Source organism: Providencia sp. PROV073 (assembly GCF_033688125.1).
Taxonomy (GTDB): Bacteria; Pseudomonadota; Gammaproteobacteria; order Enterobacterales; family Enterobacteriaceae; genus Providencia; species Providencia hangzhouensis.
The window spans coordinates 810,876-835,738 of record NZ_CP096353.1; the positions used below are offsets into that span (position 1 = coordinate 810,876).

Sequence of the window (24,863 nt, forward strand, 5' to 3'; positions counted from 1 at the left end):
TTTTACTTCTTTTTGCGCCGAATACCCATCACGGAGGTTTGTGCTAGGGTTAATCCTTTGGTTTCTGGTGCAAATAGGATAGAAACAATTAGCCCGAGCAAAGAAACACCTGCCCCCATTAACACCACTGAACTGACCCCATATTTAGTGATAAACAGTGGTAATGCCCACGTTGAAAAAATGGTTCCAATACGGCTGATGGACATAATTACCCCAACGGCAGAGGCACGAATATCTGTTGGAAACAGTTCATTAGGGTAGAGCCATTGTAAAATACCCGGCCCGCCGGAGAAGAAAGCGTAAATGCCAAACATAATAATCACAAGGCAAATACCGAGGTTTGAGAATAGCCCAAGTATGGCAAGTGCAAGGGTCATAATCGCAAAGCTACCAATCAATAGTGGCCGCCGGCCCATTTTATTTAACCAATACATCGCGGGTAAACAGCCTAACATAAAGAATAAGCTAATAACCACGTTACCCAGTGCGGCATTTTTCCCCTGATCCCAGCCCAATTGCCCAACAATTTGTGGGCCAAAGGTGTAAATTGCAAACATCGGGATCACTTGGCAGGTCCAAATAATGGCAGTGAATAGAACAAAAGAAAAATGGCGCTTAGTGAATAATTGGATGAAATGTGTTTTTTGTTGTTCTTCGGCTTCGAATACCACAGGCTGACCAAACAGCTTTTCCATCATTTTTTCGCATTCTTTAACGCGCCCTTTGCGGATCAGCCAAAGAGGTGATTCAGGTAAATCAAAACGACCAATCAAAATGATAATACAAGGGATCACTGAGCTACCAAGCATCCAGCGCCAGCCATCTTCCACGTCATACAACATATAACCGACGAGATTGGCACAGGTTGCACCCACATACCACATAGCCGCAATAAACCCGACAGCAAATGCGCGCTGTTTAGTATTGGAAAACTCAGTGATCATTGACGTTGCAATTGGGTAGTCCGCACCTATTACTATCCCGATTAAGAACCGCATGATAAGCAGCTCCATCGGTGTTGAGACAAACATGGTCGCCACTGAAATAGCACCAATGGCAACAATATCAATTAAAAACATTTTACGACGACCGACTTGGTCGCAAATATAGCCGAATAGAGAAGTACCGATGAATAGGCCCGCTAATGTTGCAGCGCCTAATAAGCCAATCCATTCACTACTTAAGCTTAATACGGGTGTGAGTTGTTCTAAGGCAACGCCGATCAGGACTAATACATAACCATCCAGAAAAGGCCCTCCACTGCCCCAAAGCATAATCCGCCGATGAACGGAGGAAAATTGGATATCATCAAAACTTTTTGGTTTCATTATGCATCCCAGTGTCAGCGTAAATAAACGCTTGAAAACTCTCGAAGTTATTAGCTCCGAGAGTTATGCTAAATAAATCAGCCGTAACGAAATTCAATACCGAAAGTGCCGCGTGGGTATTCCCATTTTTCTAATGCACTACCTAAGCCAAGAATGCGGCAGGTTCCACATTCAAGACAACCGGCATAATCGAAACGTACTGAGCCGTCCTCTTGTTTTTTATATAATCCCGCTGGGCAAGCTTTAGTTAATGTTTCGAGCACATTCATATCTGGATGCTCTTTTATCACAATATGCGGGTTTTCTTCATCGACATTAAATTTATTAATGCCGAGTTTGACATCAACGTTGACTGGATTACTCATATTGCTCTGACTCCTTTAATTCCATCTTTGAGCAAATTCATAAAGCCCACTTTCTTCGCGTGTTGTAACATGGTCTTACGTAAAGGCACAGGCGCTTCATCTGAGATAGTGAAGAGTTTTTTGGCAATACCAACTGCCATTTCTGGGTAAGCAGAAAACATGCGAGGGTTATCCAAAAACTCAGGCATTTTTTGGTACATTTTCATGTCCCGCAGTGGGCCTTCGTTGAGCAGTGTGAGGTATTGATTTAAATTTTGTTTGCTGAAATCGTCGGTTTTCATTGCGCTAAGTACGGCTTTTGCTGCCGCTTCACCGGAGGCAACAGCTAAGTCCATACCACGAATAGTAAAACCTAAATTCATACACATACCAGCCGCATCACCAGCAATTAATACCCCATCACGTACTAATTCTGACTGCATTTTTAAACCTGCTTCAGGAACAACGTGAGCGGCATATTCGACCATTTTTCCGCCTTCAATCAACGGTGCAACGGCGGGGTGCTGTTTAAAGTCTTCAAGCATTTGCGGAACAGATTTCTTAGCGTCTTTGATGTGGTGTAAGCCACAGACTAAACCTAAAGAAATAGTATCTTCATTGGTATAAAGGAAGCCTCCGCCCATCAAGCCATCGGTCGGTGAGCCTGCAAATAGCCAAGCAACGCCCTCGTTCTCATTTAAATTAAAGCGGTTGCACAACACATCTTTTGGTAGTTCAATTAATTCTTTAACCCCAACGGCAACATGTTCTGCATTGACGCGTTTTGTCATACCAAGTTGTTCTGCCAATAGTGAATTGACACCATCTGCTAAAATGACCACTTTAGCTTCAAGTACATCACCATCAGCCTCCACACCGACGACCTTGCCATCGCGTTCAACTAACTTATCAACTCGAATACCTGTAATACACTGCGCACCGGCATTTTCGGCTTGTTCAACCAGCCATGGGTCCAGTTTTCCCCTTAGTACAGACCAAGAGGTTTCATCTGGGTTTTGTGCTGCAGAATTTTGAAAATCAACAGTGACAGCACCGGTTTCGGTCATAAATGACAATTTTTCGCGTGTGATCATGCGCTCAATAGGCGCTTCTTGGGTAAAGCCAGGAATAATTCGTTCTAAGCTATGGGCATACATTCGCCCACCTGTTACGTTTTTACCGCCCGCGTAGTTTCCTCTTTCGATTAGGAGAACTTGCGCACCTTCACGGGCAAGCACCAATGCAGCCACAGAGCCGGCTAGGCCTGCACCTACAATGATTGCATCAAAAATATCATCGGACATAGTTTCTCCAAAGGTCACTAAAACAGTGAGGAAAATGCCTCACTGTTATTGAGTTTATTTCGCCAGTTGTTGCGTTAAAGCAGGTAAGATTTTGAACAGATCGCCTACTATCCCGTAGTCAGCAAATTGGAAAATAGGGGCATTTTTATCTTTGTTGATAGCGACGATAGTTTGTGCGCCATTCGCACCGACCATATGTTGAATTTGCCCTGAAATGCCGACAGCGAGGTAAAGCTCTGGTTTGAGCATTAAGTTGGAAATACCCACATAGCGCTCATGTTCCATCCATTTTTCATTTTCTGCGACTGGGCGGGAACAAGCGATTTCAGCACCTATTGTGTCGGCAAGCGTTTTAGCAATAGCGATGTTTTCTTGACTACCAATACCCCGTCCTACACTGACAACTAAGCGTGCTTTATCTAGTTCAACTGAGCTACCTGCTTTTTTCTGAATCGAGGTACGTACAATAGATTGTTTTGGTTCGACCCATTGTGTAGCTTGAGCCGTGCCGTTACGTGATGCATCACTTGGGGCTGCTTCAAATGTACCAGAGGTAAGTGTTGCAATTGAAAATGCGCTATCTAGAGTCTCTTGACCGAAGGCGAGACCACCGTAAACCATATGTTTAATTGCAGGTTTTCCAGATTCGATTGTAACTGCTGTTGCATCGTTAGAGACGACTGCTTGTAGTCTAGCCCCTAAGCGTGCTGCTAGTAATTTACCTCTACGGGTATTCGGTAACAGTAATAAACCTTTATCACCATGCTGTTTGATGGTTGAAACGATAGTGTCTGCATAATCTTCAATAATACGGTCGTCGGGTTTACCTGCTAATTGAAAAACTTGGGTCGCACCAAGTTGAAAAGCTTGTGAGCTTTGCGCTTCATCTAGGGCGAAAACATTGACTTGCTCACCAAGGGTGAGAGCACCGCCGATAAGTTCAGGCAAACGGGAAGTCATGTCACTAAATACCCAAACGGTTGATAATTTGCTCATAACTCCTCCGATTAAATGATTTTTCTTAAATGTTCTGCAAATTGCGCAATTTGATCATCTCCATCACCTTCAATAATGATTCGCTGGCGAACTTTCTGTTTTGGTGCGGCGATAGATTGAGACGATAATGCGGCAACGTTATCTAAGCCAATATCTGCCATCGTCCAAGCTTGGACGGGTTTTTTAGCAGCACCTAAGATGGCTTTCATGGATGGAATAACGGGAACGTTAATATCGGAGGTAACAGCGATAATGGCTGGTAATGGAAGGGATAAGGTTTCAATTTCGTCTTCCAGTTCACGCTCTACAATCACCGTATCGGCTGTGATAGAAACAATGTTTTTCACACCATTAATGGCAGGAACTTGCAGGGTTTCACCTAATAAAATACTCACTTGTTGTGCATTGAGATCTGCGGAACCATCACCGCAAATAATTAAATCAAAGCCCACTTTCTGTGCCGCGGCACCAAGGGTAATCGCAGTTTGATGGGGCAGTGCATGCTCAAGTTGGTCATCAATAACAACAACCAGCTCATCTGGGCCACGTGATAGCACATCTTTACGTGCTTTCATATTAGTTAGTGCTTTACCACCAATACTTAACGCAATTACTTTGCTGTCTGCTTGCTGCGCTTTTATTTGGTTGGCAGTTTCAATTGCATTTAAATCATATTGACTGATTTTGGTATCGGCACGTGAAAAATCTAAAGAACCATCTGAGCTATTTACAATAATATCTTGTTCATCAGGAACAGATTTATAGCATGTAATAATATTCATTACATCTCCTAAAATAATATTAATAAATATGATCCGTTTCGGTTTCGGATTATATAATTATCATGATCTGGATATTTAAAAATAAAACCTAAGTCACCAATATTGAAAACGTTAAATTAAAGAGGATTTAAATGCTCATACTGATACCCTACTCACCAATATTATAAAAATCACCTAGTTATCAATGAAATGTTCAATATTGCTACCTGAATCACCAATACTGAAGGTATTTAATAACATTAACGTTACACAATATTTTATCTCTATGTATTTATTGATGTTTAAAGTTATTTTAAATGGAAAAAACAATAACAATTATTTATCACGAATAATATTGTGACCTTAATAACAGAATTGTTAATGGGGACTAGACATGATTTGGATAGGATTTGAATTAATACTTAATTAGGTTTATTGGGATTTAATAATAAATATAAGTTTTAAATAAATGTAAGTATGAGGTTATGTATTAGGTATTGAGAATAATATCTATTTTAAAACTTATGTATTAAATAATAAATTGGGATCGAACTATGAGCAAAGAAAATAAAAAAGGTGGAATAGAACCTAAGGTTTTTTTTCCGCCGTTGATCATTGTTGGACTATTGTGTTGGTTAACTGTCCGTGACCTTGATGCTTCAAATGAAGTTATCAACCAAGTTTTCAGCTATGTCACCAATGTGTGGGGCTGGGCATTTGAGTGGTATATGGTCGTGATGTTTGGTGGCTGGTTTTGGTTGATTTTAGGACCATACGCTAAAAAACGTCTAGGGGAAGAGAAGCCTGAATTTAGCCGAGCAAGCTGGATTTTTATGATGTTCGCATCTTGTACTTCAGCCGCTGTGCTGTTTTGGGGGTCGATTGAAATCTATTATTACGTTTCTGCACCGCCTTTTGGCTTTGAACCTTATTCAAATGAGGCTAAAAATATTGGGCTTGCATACAGCCTGTTTCACTGGGGACCACTCCCATGGGCGACCTATAGCTTCTTATCTGTCGCATTCGGTTATTTCTTCTTTGTTCGCAAAATGGATGTTATTCGTCCAAGTAGTACGCTAGTTCCTCTGGTAGGGGAAAAACGGGTAAACGGGTGGTTTGGTACGCTTGTTGATAACTTCTATCTCGTTGCGTTGATATTAGCAATGGGAACTAGTCTAGGATTAGCAACACCGTTAGTTACTGAATGTATTCAATATTTATTTGGTATTCCTCATACCTTACAACTTGATGCCATCATCATTTTCTGTTGGATCATCCTAAATGCAATTTGTGTGGCTTTCGGCCTGCAAAAAGGGGTGAAAATTGCGAGTGACGTCCGTAGCTACCTGAGTTTCTTGATGTTGGGATGGGTATTTATTGTTGGTGGCGCTAGCTTCATTGTGAACTATTTCACTGATTCTATCGGTGTCCTAATGATGTATATGCCTCGCATGCTGTTTTATACCGATGCGGTAGGTAAAAGTGGCTTCCCACAAGGCTGGACAGTGTTTTACTGGGCATGGTGGGTTATCTATGCCATTCAAATGTGTATCTTCCTCGCACGTATTTCTAAAGGCCGTACCGTCCGTGAGTTGTGTATCGGGATGGTGGCAGGCTTAACGGCGGGAACAACGTTAATTTGGACTATTTTAGGGAGTAACACACTCCAACTTGTTGACCAAAATATTATTAATGTTCCCAAACTAATTGAAGAATTCGGCGTTGCGCGCGCCATCATTGAAACATGGGCTGCCTTACCTTTGAGCACTGTAACAATTTGGGGCTTCTTCATCCTCTGCTTTATCGCCACTGTGACACTCATTAATGCCTGTTCCTACACCCTCGCTATGTCGACTTGTCGCGCAGTGAAAGATGGTGATGAACCGCCATTGTTAGTGCGCATCGGTTGGTCTGTCTTAGTCGGTGTTATCGGCATTGTTTTGCTGGCGTTAGGCGGATTAAAACCCATTCAAACAGCGATAATTGCCGGAGGATGCCCACTTTTTTTCGTCAACATCATGGTAACGCTCTCCTTTATTAAAGATGCCAAAGTGCATTGGAAAAATGACTAATTTACTCAGAAACAACATTTAAGAGGTTATTGATATGGATTTTAGATTGAATGATGAGCAGGAGCTGTTTGTCGCAGGGATCCGTGAACTGATGGCCAGTGAAAACTGGGAAAGCTATTTCGCTGAATGTGACCGCGACAGTAAGTATCCTGAACGCTTTGTAAAAGCGTTAGCGGATATGGAAATCGATAACCTGCTGATCCCAGAAGAACATGGCGGCTTAGATGCAGGGTTTATCACCGTTGCTGCGGTATGGATGGAGCTGGGTCGCCTGGGAGCACCAACTTATGTGCTGTACCAACTACCGGGCGGTTTTAATACAGTGCTAAGAGAAGGAACTCAAGAGCAGATTGATAAAATCATGGCGTTCCGCGGTACGGGTAAACAAATGTGGAACTCGGCGATCACTGAACCGGGGGCTGGCTCTGACGTAGGTAGCCTACAAACCACTTACCAACGCCGTAATGGCAAAGTGTATTTGAACGGTAGTAAATGTTTTATCACCAGTAGTGCTTACACCCCATACATTGTGGTGATGAGCCGTGATGCGGATTCACCAGATAAACCTGTTTTCACCGAATGGTTCTTAGATATGAGCAAACCAGGAATCAAGGTGAACAAACTTGAAAAACTGGGTTTACGCATGGATAGCTGTTGTGAAATCACTTTTGATAATGTCGAACTTGATGAAAAGGACATGTTTGGCCGCGAAGGTAATGGTTTTAACCGTGTAAAAGAAGAGTTCGACCATGAACGTTTCTTAGTGGCCTTAACTAACTATGGTACTGCGATGTGTGCGTTCGAAGATGCGGCTCGTTATGCTAACCAGCGTGTTCAATTTGGTGAAGCCATTGGCCGTTTTCAGTTAATTCAAGAAAAATTTGCACATATGGCGATCAAGCTCAATTCAATGCGCAACATGTTATATGAAACTGCATGGAAGAGTGACAATGGATTGATCACCTCTGGAGATGCAGCAATGTGTAAATACTTCTGTGCAAATGCGGCATTTGAAGTCGTGGACTCTGCGATGCAAGTACTCGGTGGTGTAGGAATTGCAGGTGAGCACCGGATCGCCCGTTTCTGGCGTGATCTGCGTGTGGATCGCGTATCAGGCGGTTCAGATGAAATGCAAATACTGACATTAGGCCGTAGCGTACTAAAACAATACCGCTAATAACTGAACGTAATGGGATGGCTTTCACGAGAAGGCCAACCCTGCTTCACAGGAGATAAGAGCATGGCAGAGCATCTACCTATGCCAGAATTTGGCCCTCTAGCTGGGGTTAGAGTGGTATTTTCAGGAATTGAAATTGCTGGCCCATTTGCAGGGCAAATGTTTGCAGAATGGGGCGCTGAAGTGATCTGGATAGAAAATGTCGCTTGGGCAGACACTATTCGCGTTCAACCCAACTACCCTCAGCTGTCACGACGTAATTTACGTGCATTATCATTGAATATTTTTAAGGATGAAGGGCGTGACGCATTTTTGAAACTGATGGAAACCACGGATATCTTCATTGAAGCGAGTAAAGGCCCCGCATTTGCTCGCCGTGGTATCACGGATGAAGTACTTTGGGAACATAACCCTAAACTAGTTATTGCACACTTATCCGGTTTTGGGCAGTACGGTGACCCACAATATACCAACCTCGCAGCTTATAACACCATCGCTCAAGCTTTCAGCGGCTATCTGATCCAAAACGGTGATAAAGACCAGCCAATGCCTGCTTTCCCGTATACCGCAGATTATTTTTCTGGCATGACCGCCACAACAGCGGCTCTCGCGGCACTGTATAAAGCGCGTGAAACCGGAAAAGGTGAAAGTATTGACGTTGCCATGTATGAAGTGATGTTGCGTATGGGGCAATACTTCATGATGGACTACTTTAATGGCGGCGAAATCTGTCCACGTATGACAAAAGGAAAAGACCCCTATTACGCAGGTTGTGGTCTCTATAGCTGTAAAGATGGTTATATCGTGATGGAAATTGTCGGCATCACGCAAATTCAGGAAATTTTCAAAGATATTGGGTTAGCGCATCTGTTAGGTACACCAGAAATACCGGAAGGCACACAGCTAATTCACCGTGTGGAATGCCCTTATGGGCCTTTAGTGGAAGAAAAACTCGATGAATGGCTAGGTTCACGTTCGATTGATGAAGTGCTAGCAAGACTCGCGGAATTGAATATTGCTAGCGCCAAAGTCCTTACGATTCCTGAGCTAGAAACCAATCCTCAATACATTGCACGCGAATCTATTACCAGTTGGCAAACAATGGAAGGAAAAACCTGCCGTGGTCCTAATGTCATGCCTAAATTCAAAAATAACCCCGGACAAATCTGGCGAGGCATGCCATCACACGGTATGGACACGACAGATATCTTAAAAAATATTGGATACAGCGAAACTGATATTCGGGGGTTAGTCAATAAAGGGCTAGCCAAAATAGTTGATTAATTGAATGGGTACTCAGGGCAATGATGACTATTGAGCTGAGTATTCATCAGGGAAATGATGGGTAACAATTAATGGATGTAATCGGTAAACAAAATTTGCGTCAAATGTGGGATGACTTAGCAGTCACCCACGGTAACAGTCAGGCGCTTATCTTTGAATCCTGCGATGGAAAGGTTAGCGAGTTCAGTTACTTAGAAATGAACCAGCAAATTAATCGCACCGCCAACCTCTTTTTAGCTTATGGCATTCAAAAAGGCGATAAAGTGGCTTTACATTTAGATAATTGCCCTGAATTTTTCTTTTGCTGGTTTGGCTTGGCTAAAATTGGGGCGATTATGGTCCCAATTAATGCGCGTTATAAATACAGTGAAAGTGCCTGGATCATGCAGAACTGCCAACCCAAAATGGTGGTAACTTGCTCCTCTTTCTTAGATATTTATCAACAAGTATTCGCTGATGAAGCGACCAGCTTAGAACATATTTTTTTGATTACAGAAACGCAAATTGAACCCGTAGAGCATATTTCTGACTTTTGGCTTGAGCAGTCACAACAACATACGCAGTTGACTCAGGTGGTTGAATTGCATGTCGAGGATACGGCCGAAATTTTATTTACTTCTGGTACCACCTCGAAACCTAAAGGGGTGATTATTACTCACTATAACCTCCGCTTTGCGGGTTATTACTCTTCTTGGCAAAACAGCTTGCGCTCCGATGATATTTATTTAACGGTCATGCCTGCTTTTCATATTGATTGCCAATGTACGGCTTCTATGGCTGCATTTTCTGCCGGTGCTACGTTTGTTTTATTAGAGAAATACAGCGCACGCCGTTTTTGGCAACAAGTGGTGAAATACAAAGCGACTGTCGTCGAACTTATCCCAATGATGATCCGCACATTATTAAGCCAGCCGCTGGCGGATAACGAAAAAGATCATTGTTTACGAGAAGCCATGTTTTACCTCAATTTAAGTGAAGAAGAACGCGACCAGTTTATGGCCCGTTTTGGGGTGAAGCGGTTTTTAACTTCGTATGGAATGACGGAGACGATAGTTGGTTTGATTGGTGATAGGCCTGGCGATATGCGTCGTTGGCCATCCATTGGCCGCCCTGGTTTTTGTTATCAAGCTCAAATTCGGGATAGAAATAACCAACCTGTCGGAACAGGGGTTATTGGTGAGCTTTGTGTAAAAGGTGAACGTGGTAAAACCCTCTTTAAAGAGTATTACAACAGCCCTGAAGCGACAGCAAAAACCTTTGACGAAGCGGGATGGATGCATACGGGTGACTTTGCTTACCAAGACAAAGACGGCTTTTTCTATTTTGTCGATAGAAGCAGCAATATGATCAAACGCGGTGGAGAAAATGTCTCTTGCAGTGAAATCGAAAATATTATCGCCTCACACCCTGCCATTGTGGATGTGGCGGTGATCGGTGTTGCGGATGATATTCGAGATGAAGCGATTAAAGCCTTTATTGTGCTTGAAGAGGGTGAAACCTTAACCCAGGAAGAATTTTTTGCTTTTTGTGAAAAACAAATGGCGAAATTTAAGGTACCAACGTGTGTTGAGGTACGTAAAGATTTACCGCGTAACTGTTCTGGAAAAGTATTGAAAAAATATCTGCAATAATCGACAAACTTGATTAATTTTGCATACATTTTCGGGCTGCACATGCGCAACCTGAAGCGTCACTGCACGACGAAGAAAGGATTATATTATGAGCGAATCATTAAAAATCACTCGAAATGGCGCTATTTTAGAAATCATACTCGATAGACCTAAAGCAAATGCAATAGATGCAAAAACTAGTTTCAAAATGGGAGAAGTTTTCCTTAATTTTCGCGATGACCCTTCGCTGCGTGTCGCCATTATTACCGGGGCAGGAGAGCGATTTTTCTCTGCGGGTTGGGATTTAAAATCTGCGGCGGAAGGTGAAGCACCTGATGCTGATTTTGGTCCAGGAGGCTTTGCCGGTTTGACTGAAATTTTTAATTTAAACAAACCTGTTATTGCTGCGGTGAATGGATATGCGTTTGGCGGTGGTTTTGAACTGGCTTTAGCGGCAGATATGATTATTTGTTCTGAAAATGCCAGTTTCGCATTACCTGAAGCCCAACTCGGGATTGTTCCGGATAGCGGTGGTGTTTTACGTTTACCTAAAATTTTACCTGCGCCAATCGTGAATGAAATGGTGATGACCGGCAGGCGAATGGATGCGCAGGAAGCATTACGTTGGGGAATTGCTAACGATGTGGTTCCTATTGAGAGCCTGATGGATAAAGCCCGTGAACTTGCAGAACAAATCACCCAAAGTGCGCCACTTGCTGTCGCTGCACTGAAAGAAATTTTCCGCGCTACAGGTGAACTTACAGTTGAAGAGGGGTATAAACTTATGCGTAGCGGCGTGCTGAAAAACTACCCTGCGGTTTTACACTCAGAAGATGCAACAGAAGGCCCGCTGGCGTTTTCCGAAAAACGTTCACCGAGTTGGAAAGGGCGCTAGTACGCTAGCAGTGAGGTGAATCTTGAGTTTTTACGCTTTTGAAGGGGTGATCCCAGTTGTTCATCCCACCGCATATGTACATCCATCAGCGGTAGTGATTGGTGATGTGATTATCGGTGAAGGAGTGTTTGTCGGGCCTAACGCCTCTTTGCGAGGGGACTATGGTCGTTTGATCATAGAAAAAGGTGCGAATATTCAGGACTGTTGCATTATGCATGGCTATAGTGATGTTGAAACGATTGTCCATGAGTGCGGACACATAGGTCACGGTGCTATTTTGCACGGATGTATTATTGGTCGTGATGCTTTAGTCGGTATGAATAGTGTGATCATGGACGGTGCTGTCATTGGCGAGCAAAGCATTGTTGCTGCGATGAGTTTTGTTAAAGCTGGGTTTCAAGGAGAATACCGTCAGATGTTAGTCGGAAGTCCAGCCCGTTTTTTACGCTTAGTGACTGATGAAGAACTGCATTGGAAGCAGTTAAATACTAAGGAATATCAAGACTTAGCGTGCCGGTATCAGCAACACTTACAGGAAACCCAGCCACTAATAGAGCTTGAAGCTAATCGACCCCAATTATTTGGTACAACGGATGTAAAACCTAAGGGGCAATGATTCACAAAAAGGCCGTAAAATAAAAAACGCAGATAGTGAAGTCTGCGTTTTTTATTGATGTGAAGCTAAGAAATAGGTTTAACGACGTTGTGCTTTTGATAGCATCCATTGCCATTTTTGCTCTCGATTTAATTCACTTGGTGGCATAGAGGCTGCTTTTATAGGAGAATCGATAGTGACTTTTTCAGCTTGATGATTTCTTAAACGTGCATAAAGCTGGTTATCAATTTTCTTAACTTTAATAAGCCGCTGGCATTGGCAGCCTCGTCCCGATAATTTATTTGGGATCATTTTTACTTCACACTGAATTTCAGCAACATCAGATAAAATATAAGAAACAATATTGACTGCATTAGGATGCGGGATATCAAAGTTGTTAGATATCTCTCTAGCTGTAGTCCAGCGGCCTTGTTTCATTACCCAGTTTGCAATAGATAAATACAAGGGTTCATTAATATATTGTCCACACATAAGCGCTCCCAAATCTATTTATTAAAATCGACTAAATAAAAATAAACCATATGAAAATTGTAGTTGGAATAGCGTTTATTTGTTTCCTGGTTTGTTAATTAAGAAAACAAAATAATTATTTATTAATTTCTGGTTAAAATTGTTAAAATAATATATTCGTTATAAAAATAAATTATCATTTCTTACATATAAAAAATAATATTTCATAATGATATGTGACGAATATAATTCAGAGACTAAATTACGCTGTCATACAGTGACAAAGTTCATATTAATAGATTTTAAAATAATTTGCATGCCTTTATTGTGAAAATTTACATTCAAGATAAAAGCTTTGTTTGTATTCTTATTTCAGGTAAATAGCTGAATATCGTTGTAGATAAACTGATTATATTTGGTTTTATATTTTATTTTAATGATCTTGAAATATAATAAAAATGTGACATAGGTGATTTTTTTAAATGAACATTAGTGAGTCAGTAATAATAGGGAACTAAACACTTTTTTAGCGTATTAAGAAAAGGAATAAGAGTGATTGGCTTTGTGATTGAATAGGGCATTGTATTGTTAATGCAATGCCCTGAAGATAAAAACTATTTGGCTAAGTAGTTATTAATAGAATTAACAATACCTGTGGAATCTAAGCCCAGTTCAGCAATAAGTTCCTCTTGGGTACCCTGAGAAATAAAATAGTCAGGTAAACCAAGGTTTAAGGTTGGAATGATTTTTTTCTCATGCATTAGGAACTCATTCACACCGCTACCAGCACCACCCATGATGGCATTTTCTTCGAGAGTGACAAGTACATCATGGGTATTGGCCATTTCGAGGACCAGAGCTTCGTCTAAAGGCTTCACAAAACGCATATCTACAACAGTTGCATTGAGTTGTTCAGCAGCAACTAATGCGTGGCTTAATAATGTGCCAAAACATAAGATAGCGACTTTTTCACCTTGGCGACGAATAATACCTTTACCAATAGGCAGTGGTGATAACGGCTGTAATTCAGCGCCTGTTCCTGTACCTCGAGGGTAACGAACCGCACATGGGCCATCTTGGTAATGGTAGCCAGTATGCAGCATTTGGCGGCACTCATTTTCATCACTTGGAGCCATAATAACCATGGTTGGTATACAGCGCAGGAATGAAATATCAAAAGAACCTTGGTGAGTTTGTCCATCAGCCCCAACAATGCCTGCCCGGTCAATTGCAAACATGACAGGTACCTTTTGGATAGCCACATCATGAATGACTTGATCATAACCGCGTTGCAAGAAAGTGGAATAGATAGCAACAATAGGCTTATAGCCACCAATGGCGAGGCCTGCCGCAAAGGTGACAGCATGTTGCTCCGCGATCGCGACATCGAAGTATTGCTCTGGGAATTCTTTAGAAAACCGAACCATACCAGACCCTTCACGCATCGCAGGGGTGATAGCCATCAGCTTGCTATCGTCTTTGGCCTCTTCACACAGCCAATCCCCAAAGATTTTAGAGAATGTTGGCCCCGTCTCTTTGCTTTTAGGTAAAGTGAAGGTACTTGGGTCAAATTTAGGAACAGCATGCCAGCTAATAGGGTCTTTTTCTGCTGGCTCATAACCCCGGCCTTTCTTGGTCATGATATGTAAAAATTGCGGGCCTTTTAAATCACGCATATTTTTTAACGTTTGAACTAAGGCAACAACATCATGGCCATCAACAGGGCCAATATAGTTAAAACCTAATTCTTCAAACATGGTCCCCGGTACGACCATGCCTTTAATGTGTTCTTCTGTCTTTTTCAGCAGCTCTTTAATAGGTGGCATGTTAGAAAAAACTTTTTTTCCACCTTCACGCAATGTTGTGTAGAGCTTTCCAGAAAGCAAGTGAGCTAAGTGGTTGTTTAGTGCGCCAACATTTTCTGAAATAGACATTTCGTTATCATTTAAGATAACCAACATGTCAGGTGCAGCATCCCCAGCATGGTTCATCGCCTCAAATGCCATTCCTGCGGTAATGGCGCCATCACCAATCACACAAACCGTTTTACGGTTTTGTTTTTCTTTTTCTGCGGCAATGGCCATGCCTAAACCGGCACTAATGGATGTTGAGGAATGGCCAACGCTTAAAATGTCATATTCACTTTCTTCACGCCATGGAAAGGGATGTAAACCATTTTTTTGACGAATGGTATCAATACGGTCACGGCGCCCCGTTAATATTTTATGTGGGTAGGCTTGGTGGCCGACATCCCACACAAGGTTATCAAACGGCGTTTTATAGACATAATGTAGTGCGACGGTGAGCTCAACAGCGCCAAGACCAGAAGCAAAGTGACCGCTAGAGCGACCTACGCTACTCAGTAAAAATTGTCTGAGTTCATCACAAAGCTTGGGCAAACTCTCTTTAGGCAACAGACGAAGCTCATCTGGTGTCTCTGCCAAGGCTAGCGTTGGATATTTAGCGATATCAATACTCATTAGTTGCTCACTTATAATTAATAAAAAACCCAACTTACTTAGCCATAACAAAATGACTATTTTCAGTATTTAGCTGCATAAAGCCTCTATGTGCTGTTGGGTTGCCTTCGTTTATCGTCTGCCTATAACTCTCGAGTGATTAAGAAGTCATCCATCTATTTTGTTGTGTTATAGGAATGATTCGAAGATACATTAGGGTAATAAATTGCCGTAATTATCGATCTTCTTGTAGCCAAAAGGCAAAGCATATTGTCAGTTTTTACGTTCAATAATGAAATTAGCTAAAGCGCTTAACATTTCTATATTATATCCATGGGACTGGAGTGTCTCTAAAGCATCTATTGCATCATGATATAGCTCACGTGCTTTTTTCTGCGCCGCTTCAAGCCCTAATAGCGATGGATAGGTACTTTTTTCATGTTCGGCATCAGTTCCTTGGCGTTTACCCGTGACTTCACTATCACCGATAACATCTAGGATATCGTCCTGTACTTGAAAGGCAAGACCGATGGATTGTGCATATTTATCTAAAACAGGTAACAATTGTTGACCTTTTTCACCTGCCGCAAAAGCACCAAGACGGATTGCAGCACGAATCAATGCCCCTGTTTTATGTTGATGAATGCGCTCGAGAGATTCAAGGTCAACTTGCTTCCCTTCTGCATCTAAATCAAGTGCTTGTCCGCCACACATACCTGCTAAGCCACTTGCGTATGATAACTCTGCAATCATCGCTATGCGGTCTTTGTCTGTTACATCTGGCATTGGTGCAGATGACAGCAATTGGAAAGCCAATGTTTGCAATGCATCTCCAGCAAGCACCGCATTGCCTTCACCGTATTTAATATGGCAAGTCGGTTGGCCACGACGTAAATCATCATCATCCATTGCAGGTAAATCATCATGGATTAATGAATAAGCATGAATACATTCGACTGCAGCAGCAGGGGCATCAAGGTTTTCTTGGCTAACACCAAACATCGAGCCGATGGCATAAGTTAAAAATGGACGTAAGCGTTTTCCACCTAATAATGTGCCATAGCGCATAGCTTGCGCTAGAGGGAGGTTTGCAAACGGCAGCGCATTTAAGGCATCTAATAGGTATTGATTGACTCTGTCGTAAGCTTGCTTTTGTTGCTGCGTAAAGCTATCTAAATGTTGTTCAGACATAATTTATTCTGTATCAGGTGAAAAATCGGCTAGAGGTTTATTTTCGTCATCGCTTAGCAAAATTTGTACACGTTGCTCTGCTTGCTGTAATACTTTTTGACCTTGTTTAGCAATTTGAACACCACGTTCAAACTCATTAAGGGCATCTTCTAAGGGAAGTTCACCGGATTCTAGGCGAGCGACGATCTGTTCTAGCTCTTGAAGTGAGTTTTCAAAACTAACAGTCGGAACTTGCTGAGTTTTTTCTTTAGCCATAGTCTTTAGCCACTAATGTGAAATCAGTTAATTCGAGGGATTTTAAATATTCAGCAGACTAACGCAGTCTTGCTACGGTTACAATTTATTATTGGGGTTTTTAGATTCAACCCGCAAGATAGTGTTATAATACGCCTCTTTATTGACAATTGGTAACGTGTCATGTGTCTCTGTTAAGGCACATTCGTTTGCCCCCAACCACCATGAACATGCAGCTATTATGAAGTTTATCATTAAGTTATTCCCAGAAATTACCATTAAAAGCCAAACTGTTAGGCTACGTTTCATTAAAATTTTGACCAGTAATATCCGTAACGTGCTTAAACCACTTGGCGAAGAGATTTCGGTTGTCCGTAATTGGGATAACATTGAAGTGCGTGTGAAGGGGGAAACAAAACACGATGAAATTTGTGACATGCTAGGGCGTATCCCAGGTATTCACCATATTCTCGAAGTGGAAGAAAAACCGTTTACTAGTCTGCATCATATTTACGAAATGACACACGAAGCCTATGGCGAGTCATTAGAAAATAAAACATTCTGTGTGCGGGTGAAACGTCGTGGTAAACATGAGTTTTCATCCATCGATGCTGAACGCTATATCGGTGGTGGGTTAAACCAGCACATTGCATCTGCAAAAGTTAAGCTTAAAGACCCTGACACCACGATTCACTTAGAAATCGAAGATGATAAACTTATCTTAGTTAAAGCACGTATTGAAGGCATTGGTGGTTTCCCTATAGGGACCCAAGAGGATGTGTTGTCACTCATTTCCGGTGGTTTTGATTCAGGTGTCTCGAGCTATATGTTGATGCGCCGTGGCTGTCGTGTTCACTATTGCTTCTTTAATTTAGGCGGAGCTGCACATGAAATTGGTGTGAAGCAAATCGCACATTATTTGTGGAACCGTTTTGGTAGCTCCCATAAAGTCCGTTTTATTGCTGTAAATTTTGAGCCAGTTGTGGCTGAAATTTTAGAAAAAGTGGATGATGGCCAAATGGGCGTTGTGCTCAAACGTATGATGGTAAGAGCGGCATCTAAAGTTGCTGAGCGTTATGGCGTGCAGGCGATTGTCACAGGTGAAGCGTTAGGGCAGGTATCAAGCCAGACTTTAACAAACTTGCGTTTAATTGATAATGCTTCTGATACTCTCGTATTAAGGCCGCTAATTTCCCATGATAAAGAACATATTATTAAGTTAGCTCGCCAAATTGGTACTGAAGATTTCGCAAAAACCATGCCTGAATATTGTGGTGTAATCTCAAAAAGCCCAACAGTTAAAGCGGTGAAAGCGCGGATTGAAGCGGAAGAGGCCAATTTTGATTTTGGTATTTTAGAGTCTGTTGTTGAGCAAGCTCAAAATATAGATATTCGACAAATTGCACAAGAAAGTCTTGAAAAAGTTCCTGAAATTGAAATGGTGAGTGAGCTTTCAATTGAAAATGAAGTGATTTTAGATATTCGTTCAATTGATGAATTCGAAGACAAACCACTGAATGTAGATGGAATGGAAATTAAGCACATTCCATTCTATAAGTTGAGTACGCAATTTGGTGACTTACCAAAAGATAAAACCTATTTATTATATTGTGACCGTGGGGTAATGAGCCGCTTGCAAGCGCTATACCTAAAAGAACAAGGTTATGAAAATATAAAGGTTTATCGCCCATAACTTAAAACAGGGTGCTTGTATCACCAACTCACGATCAGAGAGAAATGTGGGGGAAATTTCCCCCACAAGACTAGTTATCGCAGGATAACGTAGCTTGAACCAGCGTGTTTCCGCTGCTGATACTGAAAGAGCACAGTCTTTCTTGCATCAATAACGAAAAACACAATACCGTCAGACACACGGTAACTAGCCCCAGAAGGGCAATTTTGGCCATTCCTCTTGACTCCTTTTCTAAAAGGAGACAGAATCCAATTGTGTGAGTTGGAGACTGCCTCGGATTAAGATTAACATCTAAATTCGGGGCTTTCGTCTTTTTGGCTCTCACATATGCTTGAACCAAATGATCCAAGCACCCGCGGCAATCATAGCAAAAAATCACTCTAAACAAATGTTTTTATCGTTCATTATTGAAAATAAAATATTTAAATTCAGTTGGTTATAATGGTTTCGATATCATTGATATTAATATGATTACTGATGCAACTGAAATAGAAATGACAAAGTGAGCTGAATAAAAATAAGTAGAGAATAAAAACGGGGTGCTTGTATCATCAACTCACAATCAGAGAGAAATGTGGGGGAAATTTCCCCCACAAGACTAGTTATCGCAGGATAACGTAGCTTGAACCAGCGTGTTTCCGCTGCTGATACTGAAAGAGCACAGTCTTTCTTGCATCAATAACGAAAAACACAATACCGTCAGACACACGGTAACTAGCCCCAGAAGGGCAATTTTGGCCATTCCTCTTGACTCCTTTTCTAAAAGGAGACAGAATCCAATTGTGTGAGTTGGAGACTGCCTCGGATTAAGATTAACATCTAAATTCGGGGCTTTCGTCTTTTTGGCTCTCACAAATGCTTGAACCAAATGATCCAAGCACCCGCGGCAATCATAGCAAAAAATCACTCTAAACAAATGTTTTTATCGTTCATTATTGAAAATAAAATATTTAAATTCAGTTGGTTATAATGGTTTCGATATCATTGATATTAATATGATTACTGATGCAACTGAAATAGAAATGACAAAGTGAGCTGAATAAAAATAAGTAGAGAATAAAAACGGGGTGCTTGTATCATCAACTCACAATCAGAGAGAAATGTGGGGGAAATTTCCCCCACAAGACTAGTTATCGCAGGATAACGTAGCTTGAACCAGCGTGTTTCCGCTGCTGATACTGAAAGAGCACAGTCTTTCTTGCATCAATAACGAAAAACACAATACCGTCAGACACACGGTAACTAGCCCCAGAAGGGCAATTTTGGCCATTCCTCTTGACTCCTTTTCTAAAAGGAGACAGAATCCAATTGTTGAGAGTTGGAGACTGCCTCGGATTAAGATTAACATCTAAATTCGGGGCTTTCGTCTTTTTGGCTCTCACAAATGCTTGAACCAAATGATCCAAGCACCCGCGGCAATCATAGCAAAAAAGTACTCTAAACACAGATTTTTTTACTATTTAATTTTTATTATTCAATAAGTTAAGTTGTATTTCTAATTCGTTTTTTATAATGAGTTTTATATTTAATCTTCTAAATAATCGTTAATACCATTAGGTAAAACGAGTTGAGTGGCAACTTGGGCTGCAGTCTTTCGGCCTGCCAATAGTTCAATTAACTTTAATGCAAAGTCAAAAGAAGTGGCGGGTCCTTGACTAGTTAATAGATTGACACGTTCATCAAAGTAAACTCGGCGATCGACCCATATATGAGCTGGAATTTTATCTTTCATTGATGGAAAACAGGTCATATTACCTAGTGGAAACAATTGGTGATATTCAAGTACAAGCGCTGGTGCTGCACAAATAGCTGCTACAATTTTACCATCAAGATGCATACGGCGAACTTTTTCAACAACCAGTGGGCTATCGCGGAACGTTTCTGCGCCCGCTATACCACCGGGTAGCACAATGGCATCAAAAGGCTCATCAGCGACTTTAATCAATGGGGTATCGGCAATAATTTTTAGGCCTCGTGAAGCGGTAATGGTTAAAGAACCGTCTTCCGTCACACTCGCTAAAGACACATTAATGCCTGCTCTAACTAATAAATCAGCAGTAATGGTAAATTCAATTTCTTCACTCCCATGAGCGATGCAAACTAGAGCGGAAGTCGTCATATTGTTGTTCTCTATTTTTGACTAAATGATAAAGGCGATCGTTTTCAGGTGTACTGATCCCATGAGCTCGTGCTTGTTTGATTAAAAAGCCAGTGATGTAATCAATCTCTGTACGGTGATTATTTCGCATATCTTGTAACATAGAGGAATAGTTATCAGCGGTATTATTGATAATGCCGTAAATATACTCAGTCAGTTCTGCTTTATCCGTATGCAGCCCTTCTGCCGCCATAACATGACATATTTCATCAATGATCCGAGATATCTGTGTGGAATGTTGGATTAATTCACCATTTTTACAGTTATGTTCGACGGTAAGGGGGTTAATGACACAGTTTACAATCAATTTACGCCAGCAAGTGGTTAAAATATTATTATGCCAAGCCACATCAGGTAAGGCTTCATGCAAGATATCTGCTATTGGGTAGTAAGCTTGTGCTTGGGAATTGATAGCGCCGATATGTGTGATGCCATTTGCGACATGAAATACTTGGTTATTTTCTTGCCAAGCTGCATGGGTTGTGACGCTCGCTAAGATAGGATGACGTAAAGGCGCCAGCTCTTCAATCGTCCCCATACCATTATGCAGTAATAGAATAGGCGTATTTTCTGGGATAGTATTAATCAAAGGTAATAAAGCGTCAGAAACTTGCCATGCTTTTAAACAAACAATGATCAACTCACTGGTTTGCAAGTGGTTAATATTATTACAAGGAATCAGCTCTCGGAAACTACGCCCATCAGGTTCATTAACATCGACGAATAAATCAGACTGTGCAACACGTAGCCAACCTTGTATGTCATGCCCTTGTATTGCAAGTGAAGCAAGCCACAGTTTACCTATCGCACCACAACCAATTAGAGTTATTTTCATTGTTTCCCCTTTGAAAATGGGACTTTAACGTCTTATAAGGTAAGGCGGAAGTGATCTCTTATCATTATAACCTTTTACGATACGAAGTTGTAGTTAACGAAGTATCACAGACCCTGATAACTTGAAGTGATGTGAATAAAAACGTTATCATGCGCACAGTCTAAAAATTATCAGTGAGGTTCTAGCTATGCCATCATTTGACATTGTATCTGAAGTGGAAATGAATGAAGTACGTAATGCGGTGGAAAATGCGCAGCGTGAGTTAACCAGCCGTTGGGATTTTAAAAATGTCGAAGCTAGTTTTGAGCTAAATGACAAAAATGAATCAGTTAAAATCACTAGCGAGTCTGATTTCCAAGTACTCCAGTTAGTTGATATCTTAAGAGAAAAAATGGCAAAACGCGGTATTGATGGTGCTGTATTGAATGTGCCAGAAGATATTGTTCATAGTGGAAAAACCTATAGCGTTGAGGTTACGTTCAAGCAAGGTATTGATGCTGCAACTGCTAAAAAAATCGTTAAATTAATTAAAGACAGTAAACTGAAAGTCCAAGCACAAGTTCAAGGTGACCAAGTACGTGTGACGGGCAAAGCCCGTGATGATTTACAATCGGTTATGGCATTAGTACGTGGCGGGAACTTAGGCCAACCTTTTCAATTTAATAACTTCCGCGATTAGTTATTTTTCAAGCATTCATTTAAAGCCCGCGATAGCGGGCTCAGATTGCTGACAAACATATTATGTTTGGCGGCAAGTCTAATAGGTTTTGAAAATAAACTAGGAAAATCAATTTATTGATTTTCGGCTGATAACACAAAGCGGGAAAAGCCACGCTTTTATCCTGCTTTGTCAACAACCTCAGCCCGCGATAGCGGGCTAATTTTTACTGATTTATTAATGCTTCAAGTTGCTCTCGATTGATGATTTTTCTATCAACTTTAACATAAGCACTAAATTCCTCGTCAACGACAAGCGCTTCCATCACCCCTTCTTGAGCTTGTAATTTTTTCTCAAGAGCTCTTGTATCTCCAATATGGTTGGGTAATTCAATACGAATACTGCTGACATAAGGAGGCTGCTGCATTGTCAGGCTAATGATAAACCAGATAATGGTCAAAATTAAACCACCAATAAAAACGGTACTAGCTCCTTCAAAACTGTATAACCACCCACCAACAATACCCCCGATGGCAACGCCTAAAAACTGGCTAGTGGAGTAAACGCCCATGGCAGTTCCTTTATAGCCCGCAGGCGCCTCTTTGCTTATGAGTGACGGTAAAATGGCTTCCATGATATTGAAAGCGATAAAAAACAGTTGAATACCTAAGAAAATCACCCATAAGTGACTACCAGAAAACCATAAGGTAATTTCGGCCAATGCTAAAACGGCAATACAGAATAAGAAGACTTGTTTCATTTTGCGGTATTTTTCCGCATAAATAATGAACGGAAGTACGGTGACAAAAGCAATTAACATCGTGACTAAATAGGCTTTCCAATGGTCTTTCGCTAAAAAGCCAGAGTCAGTCATGATAAGAGGCAGAGCAACAAAACTGGACATCAGTAGGGTGTGTAAGCTGAGGATCCCTATATTTAATTTGAGTAATTGAGGGTGCATTAAAACCGTTTTTAAATTACCTTGCACAAATGCAGACTCACGATTTAAGACATGAGTATTAGTATTAGGAACAACAAAAACAGTCACTGCAATAGCACCAACTGCAAGTAGCGCTATCCCCCAAAATAAGCCACTTAAACCAACCCAATTAGCGATAATTGGGCCAAGTACGAGGGCGATAGCAAAAGTTAAACCGAAACTAATACCTAAAAATGCCATGGCTTTAGTGCGATTTTGCTCTCGAGTTAGGTCAGAAAGTAATGCCATGACGGCAGCAGAAATTGCTCCGGCGCCTTGTAAAGCCCGACCAATAATAATTCCCCAAATAGAATCGCTTAGTGCTGCAACGATACTTCCGATAATAAAAATAACTAACCCAATAATAATTAAAGGTTTCCTACCAATCTTATCTGACATTAAACCAAAAGGGATTTGAAAAACGGCTTGGCTAAGGCCATAGATACCAATAGCGACACCCACTAAGAACTCGCTAGCACCTTGTAAATGCATCCCATAGCTGGTCAAAATAGGTAATACCATAAACATTCCAAGCATTCGCAAGGAGAAAACGGAGCCTAATCCCCAAGTGGATCTAAGCTCTGTGGATGTCATTTTGTTATCATTCATTTTTATTCTTCATATTTCGTGCTGTAGCGGTGTTGACTTCTCTCAGCTAGTTAGGTCACACATTAATAAATACAACAAGTTGAATAAATACGTATATGTTGTGGCAATATGTTTTTAATCTCAACCTATTAGCATTTTTAATAGTGCATTTGATATCTAGCTTATCAATAGCAAGCGGCTATTTAACCATAAAATAGATTCATAAGGATAGGCAGAATAAGTAAAAGTGAGTTGTAAAAGCAGTTAGAGACAAATAAAAACGGCGGGGAAGGCCCGCCGTTTAGACATCGTTATCATCAGTAAACAGATAAGTTATCTGACGAGAGCTATAACAGTATCGCTTGAAACGATAGGGTCAACTGACATCATTACGCTCAATGAAGTAATCGCTACGATTGAGAAAATGAACAGTTTTCTTGCCCAGACCCGGTCGTCATTTTCGGTTTTGAAGCCCGAAATTGCCATACCTAGCCACCATAAGCTGACTGCTGCACCTACGATGAGGTACTTATAGCCCGCGTATCCACTGATAGCTAACATTAATGTTGCGACCATAAACGCTAGGATATACAGGAAGATGTGCGTTTTCGCGACGGAAATTCCTTTAATAACCGGTAACACAGGAATGTTTGCGGCTTTGTAATCCTTAAAGCGGAAGATAGCAATGGCATAAGAATGAGGCATTTGCCACAAACTGAATATCAATAATAGGATAAGTGCCCCCATATCGAATTCATTTGTAACAGCGCAGTAACCGATAACTGGTGGTGCCGCGCCTGAAAGACTGCCAATCAGTGTGCCATAAACGGATTTACGTTTCATATATAGGCTATAAATACCTACATAAACAATGAAACCGATAACTGCAAGCAGCATTGCCAGAGCATTGGCTGCTACAAGTAGCAGCACCATACCAGCAATACCTAATGCAGCAGCGTAAATCAGGCTAACTTTCGGATCAATTAACCCTTTAACTAAAGGGCGATTCTTCGTTCTTTCCATGATACGGTCGATATCACGGTCGATGTAGTTGTTAAAAACACAACCAGAAGCCACGACCAGTGATACACCCAGCAAAGTCGCAACGAACAGTGGGTAATCAATTGACCCTTTTGAAGCCAATAAAAAACCACCGATCACAGAAATCAAGTTTCCGAATATAATTCCTGGTTTGGTCACTTGCAGGTATTGCTTAAACATATCGGCAACT

24 protein-coding genes are annotated in these 24,863 nt (G+C 41.2%); 8 read left to right on the top strand and 16 right to left on the bottom strand.

Annotation, left to right across the window (positions count from 1 at the left end):
* Positions 1 to 2 precede the first annotated feature (2 nt).
* From M1F17_RS03445 to fixA, 5 genes are all read right to left on the bottom strand, one after another.
* The gene (locus M1F17_RS03445) at positions 3 to 1,328 is read right to left on the bottom strand and encodes an MFS transporter (RefSeq protein ID WP_004905520.1); all 1,326 of its coding nucleotides are present in this window, start codon (positions 1,326 to 1,328) and stop codon (positions 3 to 5) included.
* Positions 1,329 to 1,405: 77 nt separating this feature from the next.
* Positions 1,406 to 1,693: a ferredoxin-like protein FixX gene (fixX, locus tag M1F17_RS03450; protein ID WP_004905518.1), complete on the bottom strand. Its 288-nt coding sequence runs from the start codon at positions 1,691 to 1,693 to the stop codon at positions 1,406 to 1,408.
* Positions 1,690 to 2,976, bottom strand: coding sequence for an FAD-dependent oxidoreductase FixC (fixC, locus tag M1F17_RS03455; RefSeq protein WP_112307837.1), 1,287 nt, complete (start codon positions 2,974 to 2,976; stop codon positions 1,690 to 1,692). Before fixC ends, fixX begins: the two co-directional genes overlap by 4 nt.
* Before the next feature lie 54 nt (positions 2,977 to 3,030).
* Positions 3,031 to 3,972, bottom strand: a complete 942-nt coding sequence (locus M1F17_RS03460; RefSeq protein WP_004905511.1) for an FAD-binding protein — start codon at positions 3,970 to 3,972, stop codon at positions 3,031 to 3,033.
* An 11-nt stretch (positions 3,973 to 3,983) separates the two neighbouring features.
* On the bottom strand, positions 3,984 to 4,754 hold the full coding sequence (gene fixA, locus M1F17_RS03465; protein WP_004905507.1) for a putative electron transfer flavoprotein FixA: 771 nt from the start codon (positions 4,752 to 4,754) through the stop codon (positions 3,984 to 3,986).
* A 533-nt stretch (positions 4,755 to 5,287) separates the two neighbouring features.
* On the opposite strand from fixA, the gene caiT reads away from it, so the two are divergent.
* The 6 genes from caiT to caiE all read left to right on the top strand — a co-directional run bounded on the left by caiT (position 5,288) and on the right by caiE (position 12,387).
* The gene (gene caiT / locus M1F17_RS03470; RefSeq protein WP_004905502.1) at positions 5,288 to 6,805 is read left to right on the top strand and encodes an L-carnitine/gamma-butyrobetaine antiporter; all 1,518 of its coding nucleotides are present in this window, start codon (positions 5,288 to 5,290) and stop codon (positions 6,803 to 6,805) included.
* Positions 6,806 to 6,839: 34 nt separating this feature from the next.
* Positions 6,840 to 7,982, top strand: a complete 1,143-nt coding sequence (gene caiA, locus M1F17_RS03475) for a crotonobetainyl-CoA dehydrogenase (protein ID WP_004905499.1) — start codon at positions 6,840 to 6,842, stop codon at positions 7,980 to 7,982.
* 63 nt (positions 7,983 to 8,045) lie between these two features.
* Complete coding sequence (caiB, locus tag M1F17_RS03480) at positions 8,046 to 9,266, top strand: L-carnitine CoA-transferase (protein WP_036958556.1); 1,221 nt, start codon at positions 8,046 to 8,048, stop codon at positions 9,264 to 9,266.
* A 71-nt stretch (positions 9,267 to 9,337) separates the two neighbouring features.
* A complete protein-coding gene (caiC, locus tag M1F17_RS03485; RefSeq protein ID WP_094961957.1) occupies positions 9,338 to 10,897 on the top strand; it encodes a crotonobetaine/carnitine-CoA ligase in 1,560 nt (519 codons plus the stop codon).
* An 88-nt stretch (positions 10,898 to 10,985) separates the two neighbouring features.
* Positions 10,986 to 11,771 (top strand): crotonobetainyl-CoA hydratase, encoded by a 786-nt coding sequence (gene caiD / locus M1F17_RS03490; protein WP_094961958.1) that lies wholly within the window; start codon positions 10,986 to 10,988, stop codon positions 11,769 to 11,771.
* 22 nt (positions 11,772 to 11,793) lie between these two features.
* A complete protein-coding gene (gene caiE, locus M1F17_RS03495) occupies positions 11,794 to 12,387 on the top strand; it encodes a carnitine operon protein CaiE (protein ID WP_004905486.1) in 594 nt (197 codons plus the stop codon).
* A gap of 78 nt (positions 12,388 to 12,465) precedes the next feature.
* On the opposite strand, the gene caiF is transcribed toward caiE, so the two are convergent.
* From caiF to xseB, 4 genes are all read right to left on the bottom strand, one after another.
* The gene (gene caiF, locus M1F17_RS03500; RefSeq protein ID WP_094961959.1) at positions 12,466 to 12,858 is read right to left on the bottom strand and encodes a carnitine metabolism transcriptional regulator CaiF; all 393 of its coding nucleotides are present in this window, start codon (positions 12,856 to 12,858) and stop codon (positions 12,466 to 12,468) included.
* Between the two features lie 593 nt (positions 12,859 to 13,451).
* Positions 13,452 to 15,317: a 1-deoxy-D-xylulose-5-phosphate synthase gene (gene dxs / locus M1F17_RS03505; RefSeq protein ID WP_094961962.1), complete on the bottom strand. Its 1,866-nt coding sequence runs from the start codon at positions 15,315 to 15,317 to the stop codon at positions 13,452 to 13,454.
* 252 nt (positions 15,318 to 15,569) lie between these two features.
* Entirely contained in the window at positions 15,570 to 16,487 is a 918-nt protein-coding gene (gene ispA, locus M1F17_RS03510) for a (2E,6E)-farnesyl diphosphate synthase (protein ID WP_164454996.1), read from the bottom strand.
* Positions 16,488 to 16,490: 3 nt separating this feature from the next.
* Positions 16,491 to 16,742 carry an exodeoxyribonuclease VII small subunit gene (gene xseB / locus M1F17_RS03515; protein ID WP_004914571.1) on the bottom strand — a complete coding sequence of 84 codons (252 nt, stop codon included), beginning with the start codon at positions 16,740 to 16,742 and terminating at the stop codon, positions 16,491 to 16,493.
* A 220-nt stretch (positions 16,743 to 16,962) separates the two neighbouring features.
* Between xseB and thiI the strand changes: the two genes are divergently transcribed.
* Positions 16,963 to 18,414 carry a tRNA uracil 4-sulfurtransferase ThiI gene (gene thiI, locus M1F17_RS03520; protein WP_180312369.1) on the top strand — a complete coding sequence of 484 codons (1,452 nt, stop codon included), beginning with the start codon at positions 16,963 to 16,965 and terminating at the stop codon, positions 18,412 to 18,414.
* Between the two features lie 70 nt (positions 18,415 to 18,484).
* Here the strand turns inward: thiI and M1F17_RS03525 are convergent, their stop codons facing one another.
* From M1F17_RS03525 to panE, 5 genes are all read right to left on the bottom strand, one after another.
* Positions 18,485 to 18,628 carry a Hok/Gef family protein gene (locus tag M1F17_RS03525; protein WP_004905468.1) on the bottom strand — a complete coding sequence of 48 codons (144 nt, stop codon included), beginning with the start codon at positions 18,626 to 18,628 and terminating at the stop codon, positions 18,485 to 18,487.
* 384 nt (positions 18,629 to 19,012) lie between these two features.
* The gene (locus M1F17_RS03530; protein ID WP_004905468.1) at positions 19,013 to 19,156 is read right to left on the bottom strand and encodes a Hok/Gef family protein; all 144 of its coding nucleotides are present in this window, start codon (positions 19,154 to 19,156) and stop codon (positions 19,013 to 19,015) included.
* A 384-nt stretch (positions 19,157 to 19,540) separates the two neighbouring features.
* Positions 19,541 to 19,762, bottom strand: a complete 222-nt coding sequence (locus M1F17_RS22545; protein WP_413242982.1) for a Hok/Gef family protein — start codon at positions 19,760 to 19,762, stop codon at positions 19,541 to 19,543.
* A 177-nt stretch (positions 19,763 to 19,939) separates the two neighbouring features.
* The gene (gene yajL / locus M1F17_RS03540; protein WP_318837237.1) at positions 19,940 to 20,533 is read right to left on the bottom strand and encodes a protein deglycase YajL; all 594 of its coding nucleotides are present in this window, start codon (positions 20,531 to 20,533) and stop codon (positions 19,940 to 19,942) included.
* A complete protein-coding gene (panE, locus tag M1F17_RS03545; protein WP_318837238.1) occupies positions 20,493 to 21,407 on the bottom strand; it encodes a 2-dehydropantoate 2-reductase in 915 nt (304 codons plus the stop codon). The genes yajL and panE overlap by 41 nt, the downstream gene beginning before the upstream one ends.
* A gap of 187 nt (positions 21,408 to 21,594) precedes the next feature.
* Between panE and M1F17_RS03550 the strand changes: the two genes are divergently transcribed.
* Entirely contained in the window at positions 21,595 to 22,086 is a 492-nt protein-coding gene (locus tag M1F17_RS03550; RefSeq protein ID WP_004905465.1) for a YajQ family cyclic di-GMP-binding protein, read from the top strand.
* Between the two features lie 205 nt (positions 22,087 to 22,291).
* On the opposite strand, the gene M1F17_RS03555 is transcribed toward M1F17_RS03550, so the two are convergent.
* Together M1F17_RS03555 and cyoE are read right to left on the bottom strand one after the other, a co-directional pair.
* Positions 22,292 to 23,653 (bottom strand): MFS transporter, encoded by a 1,362-nt coding sequence (locus tag M1F17_RS03555; RefSeq protein ID WP_112307843.1) that lies wholly within the window; start codon positions 23,651 to 23,653, stop codon positions 22,292 to 22,294.
* Positions 23,654 to 23,965: 312 nt separating this feature from the next.
* A complete protein-coding gene (gene cyoE / locus M1F17_RS03560; protein ID WP_004905461.1) occupies positions 23,966 to 24,853 on the bottom strand; it encodes a heme o synthase in 888 nt (295 codons plus the stop codon).
* Positions 24,854 to 24,863: the final 10 nt, after the last annotated feature.

Excerpts from the sequence above, each read along its gene's own strand:
- M1F17_RS03445 (WP_004905520.1), bottom strand. The coding sequence starts at position 1,328 with ATGAAACCAAAAAGTTTTGATGATATCCAATTTTCCTCCGTTCATCGG.
- caiC (WP_094961957.1), top strand. The coding sequence starts at position 9,338 with ATGGATGTAATCGGTAAACAAAATTTGCGTCAAATGTGGGATGACTTA.
- M1F17_RS03525 (WP_004905468.1), bottom strand. The coding sequence starts at position 18,628 with ATGGCCAAAATTGCCCTTCTGGGGCTAGTTACCGTGTGTCTGACGGTA.
- fixX (WP_004905518.1), bottom strand. The coding sequence starts at position 1,693 with ATGAGTAATCCAGTCAACGTTGATGTCAAACTCGGCATTAATAAATTT.
- xseB (WP_004914571.1), bottom strand. The coding sequence starts at position 16,742 with ATGGCTAAAGAAAAAACTCAGCAAGTTCCGACTGTTAGTTTTGAAAAC.
- panE (WP_318837238.1), bottom strand. The coding sequence starts at position 21,407 with ATGAAAATAACTCTAATTGGTTGTGGTGCGATAGGTAAACTGTGGCTT.
- caiB (WP_036958556.1), top strand. The coding sequence starts at position 8,046 with ATGGCAGAGCATCTACCTATGCCAGAATTTGGCCCTCTAGCTGGGGTT.
- caiA (WP_004905499.1), top strand. The coding sequence starts at position 6,840 with ATGGATTTTAGATTGAATGATGAGCAGGAGCTGTTTGTCGCAGGGATC.
- M1F17_RS03555 (WP_112307843.1), bottom strand. The coding sequence starts at position 23,653 with ATGAATGATAACAAAATGACATCCACAGAGCTTAGATCCACTTGGGGA.
- caiT (WP_004905502.1), top strand. The coding sequence starts at position 5,288 with ATGAGCAAAGAAAATAAAAAAGGTGGAATAGAACCTAAGGTTTTTTTT.
- ispA (WP_164454996.1), bottom strand. The coding sequence starts at position 16,487 with ATGTCTGAACAACATTTAGATAGCTTTACGCAGCAACAAAAGCAAGCT.
- M1F17_RS03550 (WP_004905465.1), top strand. The coding sequence starts at position 21,595 with ATGCCATCATTTGACATTGTATCTGAAGTGGAAATGAATGAAGTACGT.
- cyoE (WP_004905461.1), bottom strand. The coding sequence starts at position 24,853 with ATGTTTAAGCAATACCTGCAAGTGACCAAACCAGGAATTATATTCGGA.
- yajL (WP_318837237.1), bottom strand. The coding sequence starts at position 20,533 with ATGACGACTTCCGCTCTAGTTTGCATCGCTCATGGGAGTGAAGAAATT.
- M1F17_RS22545 (WP_413242982.1), bottom strand. The coding sequence starts at position 19,762 with ATGTTAATCTTAATCCGAGGCAGTCTCCAACTCTCAACAATTGGATTC.
- caiF (WP_094961959.1), bottom strand. The coding sequence starts at position 12,858 with ATGTGTGGACAATATATTAATGAACCCTTGTATTTATCTATTGCAAAC.
- M1F17_RS03460 (WP_004905511.1), bottom strand. The coding sequence starts at position 3,972 with ATGAGCAAATTATCAACCGTTTGGGTATTTAGTGACATGACTTCCCGT.
- fixC (WP_112307837.1), bottom strand. The coding sequence starts at position 2,976 with ATGTCCGATGATATTTTTGATGCAATCATTGTAGGTGCAGGCCTAGCC.
- dxs (WP_094961962.1), bottom strand. The coding sequence starts at position 15,317 with ATGAGTATTGATATCGCTAAATATCCAACGCTAGCCTTGGCAGAGACA.
- thiI (WP_180312369.1), top strand. The coding sequence starts at position 16,963 with ATGAAGTTTATCATTAAGTTATTCCCAGAAATTACCATTAAAAGCCAA.
- M1F17_RS03530 (WP_004905468.1), bottom strand. The coding sequence starts at position 19,156 with ATGGCCAAAATTGCCCTTCTGGGGCTAGTTACCGTGTGTCTGACGGTA.
- fixA (WP_004905507.1), bottom strand. The coding sequence starts at position 4,754 with ATGAATATTATTACATGCTATAAATCTGTTCCTGATGAACAAGATATT.
- caiD (WP_094961958.1), top strand. The coding sequence starts at position 10,986 with ATGAGCGAATCATTAAAAATCACTCGAAATGGCGCTATTTTAGAAATC.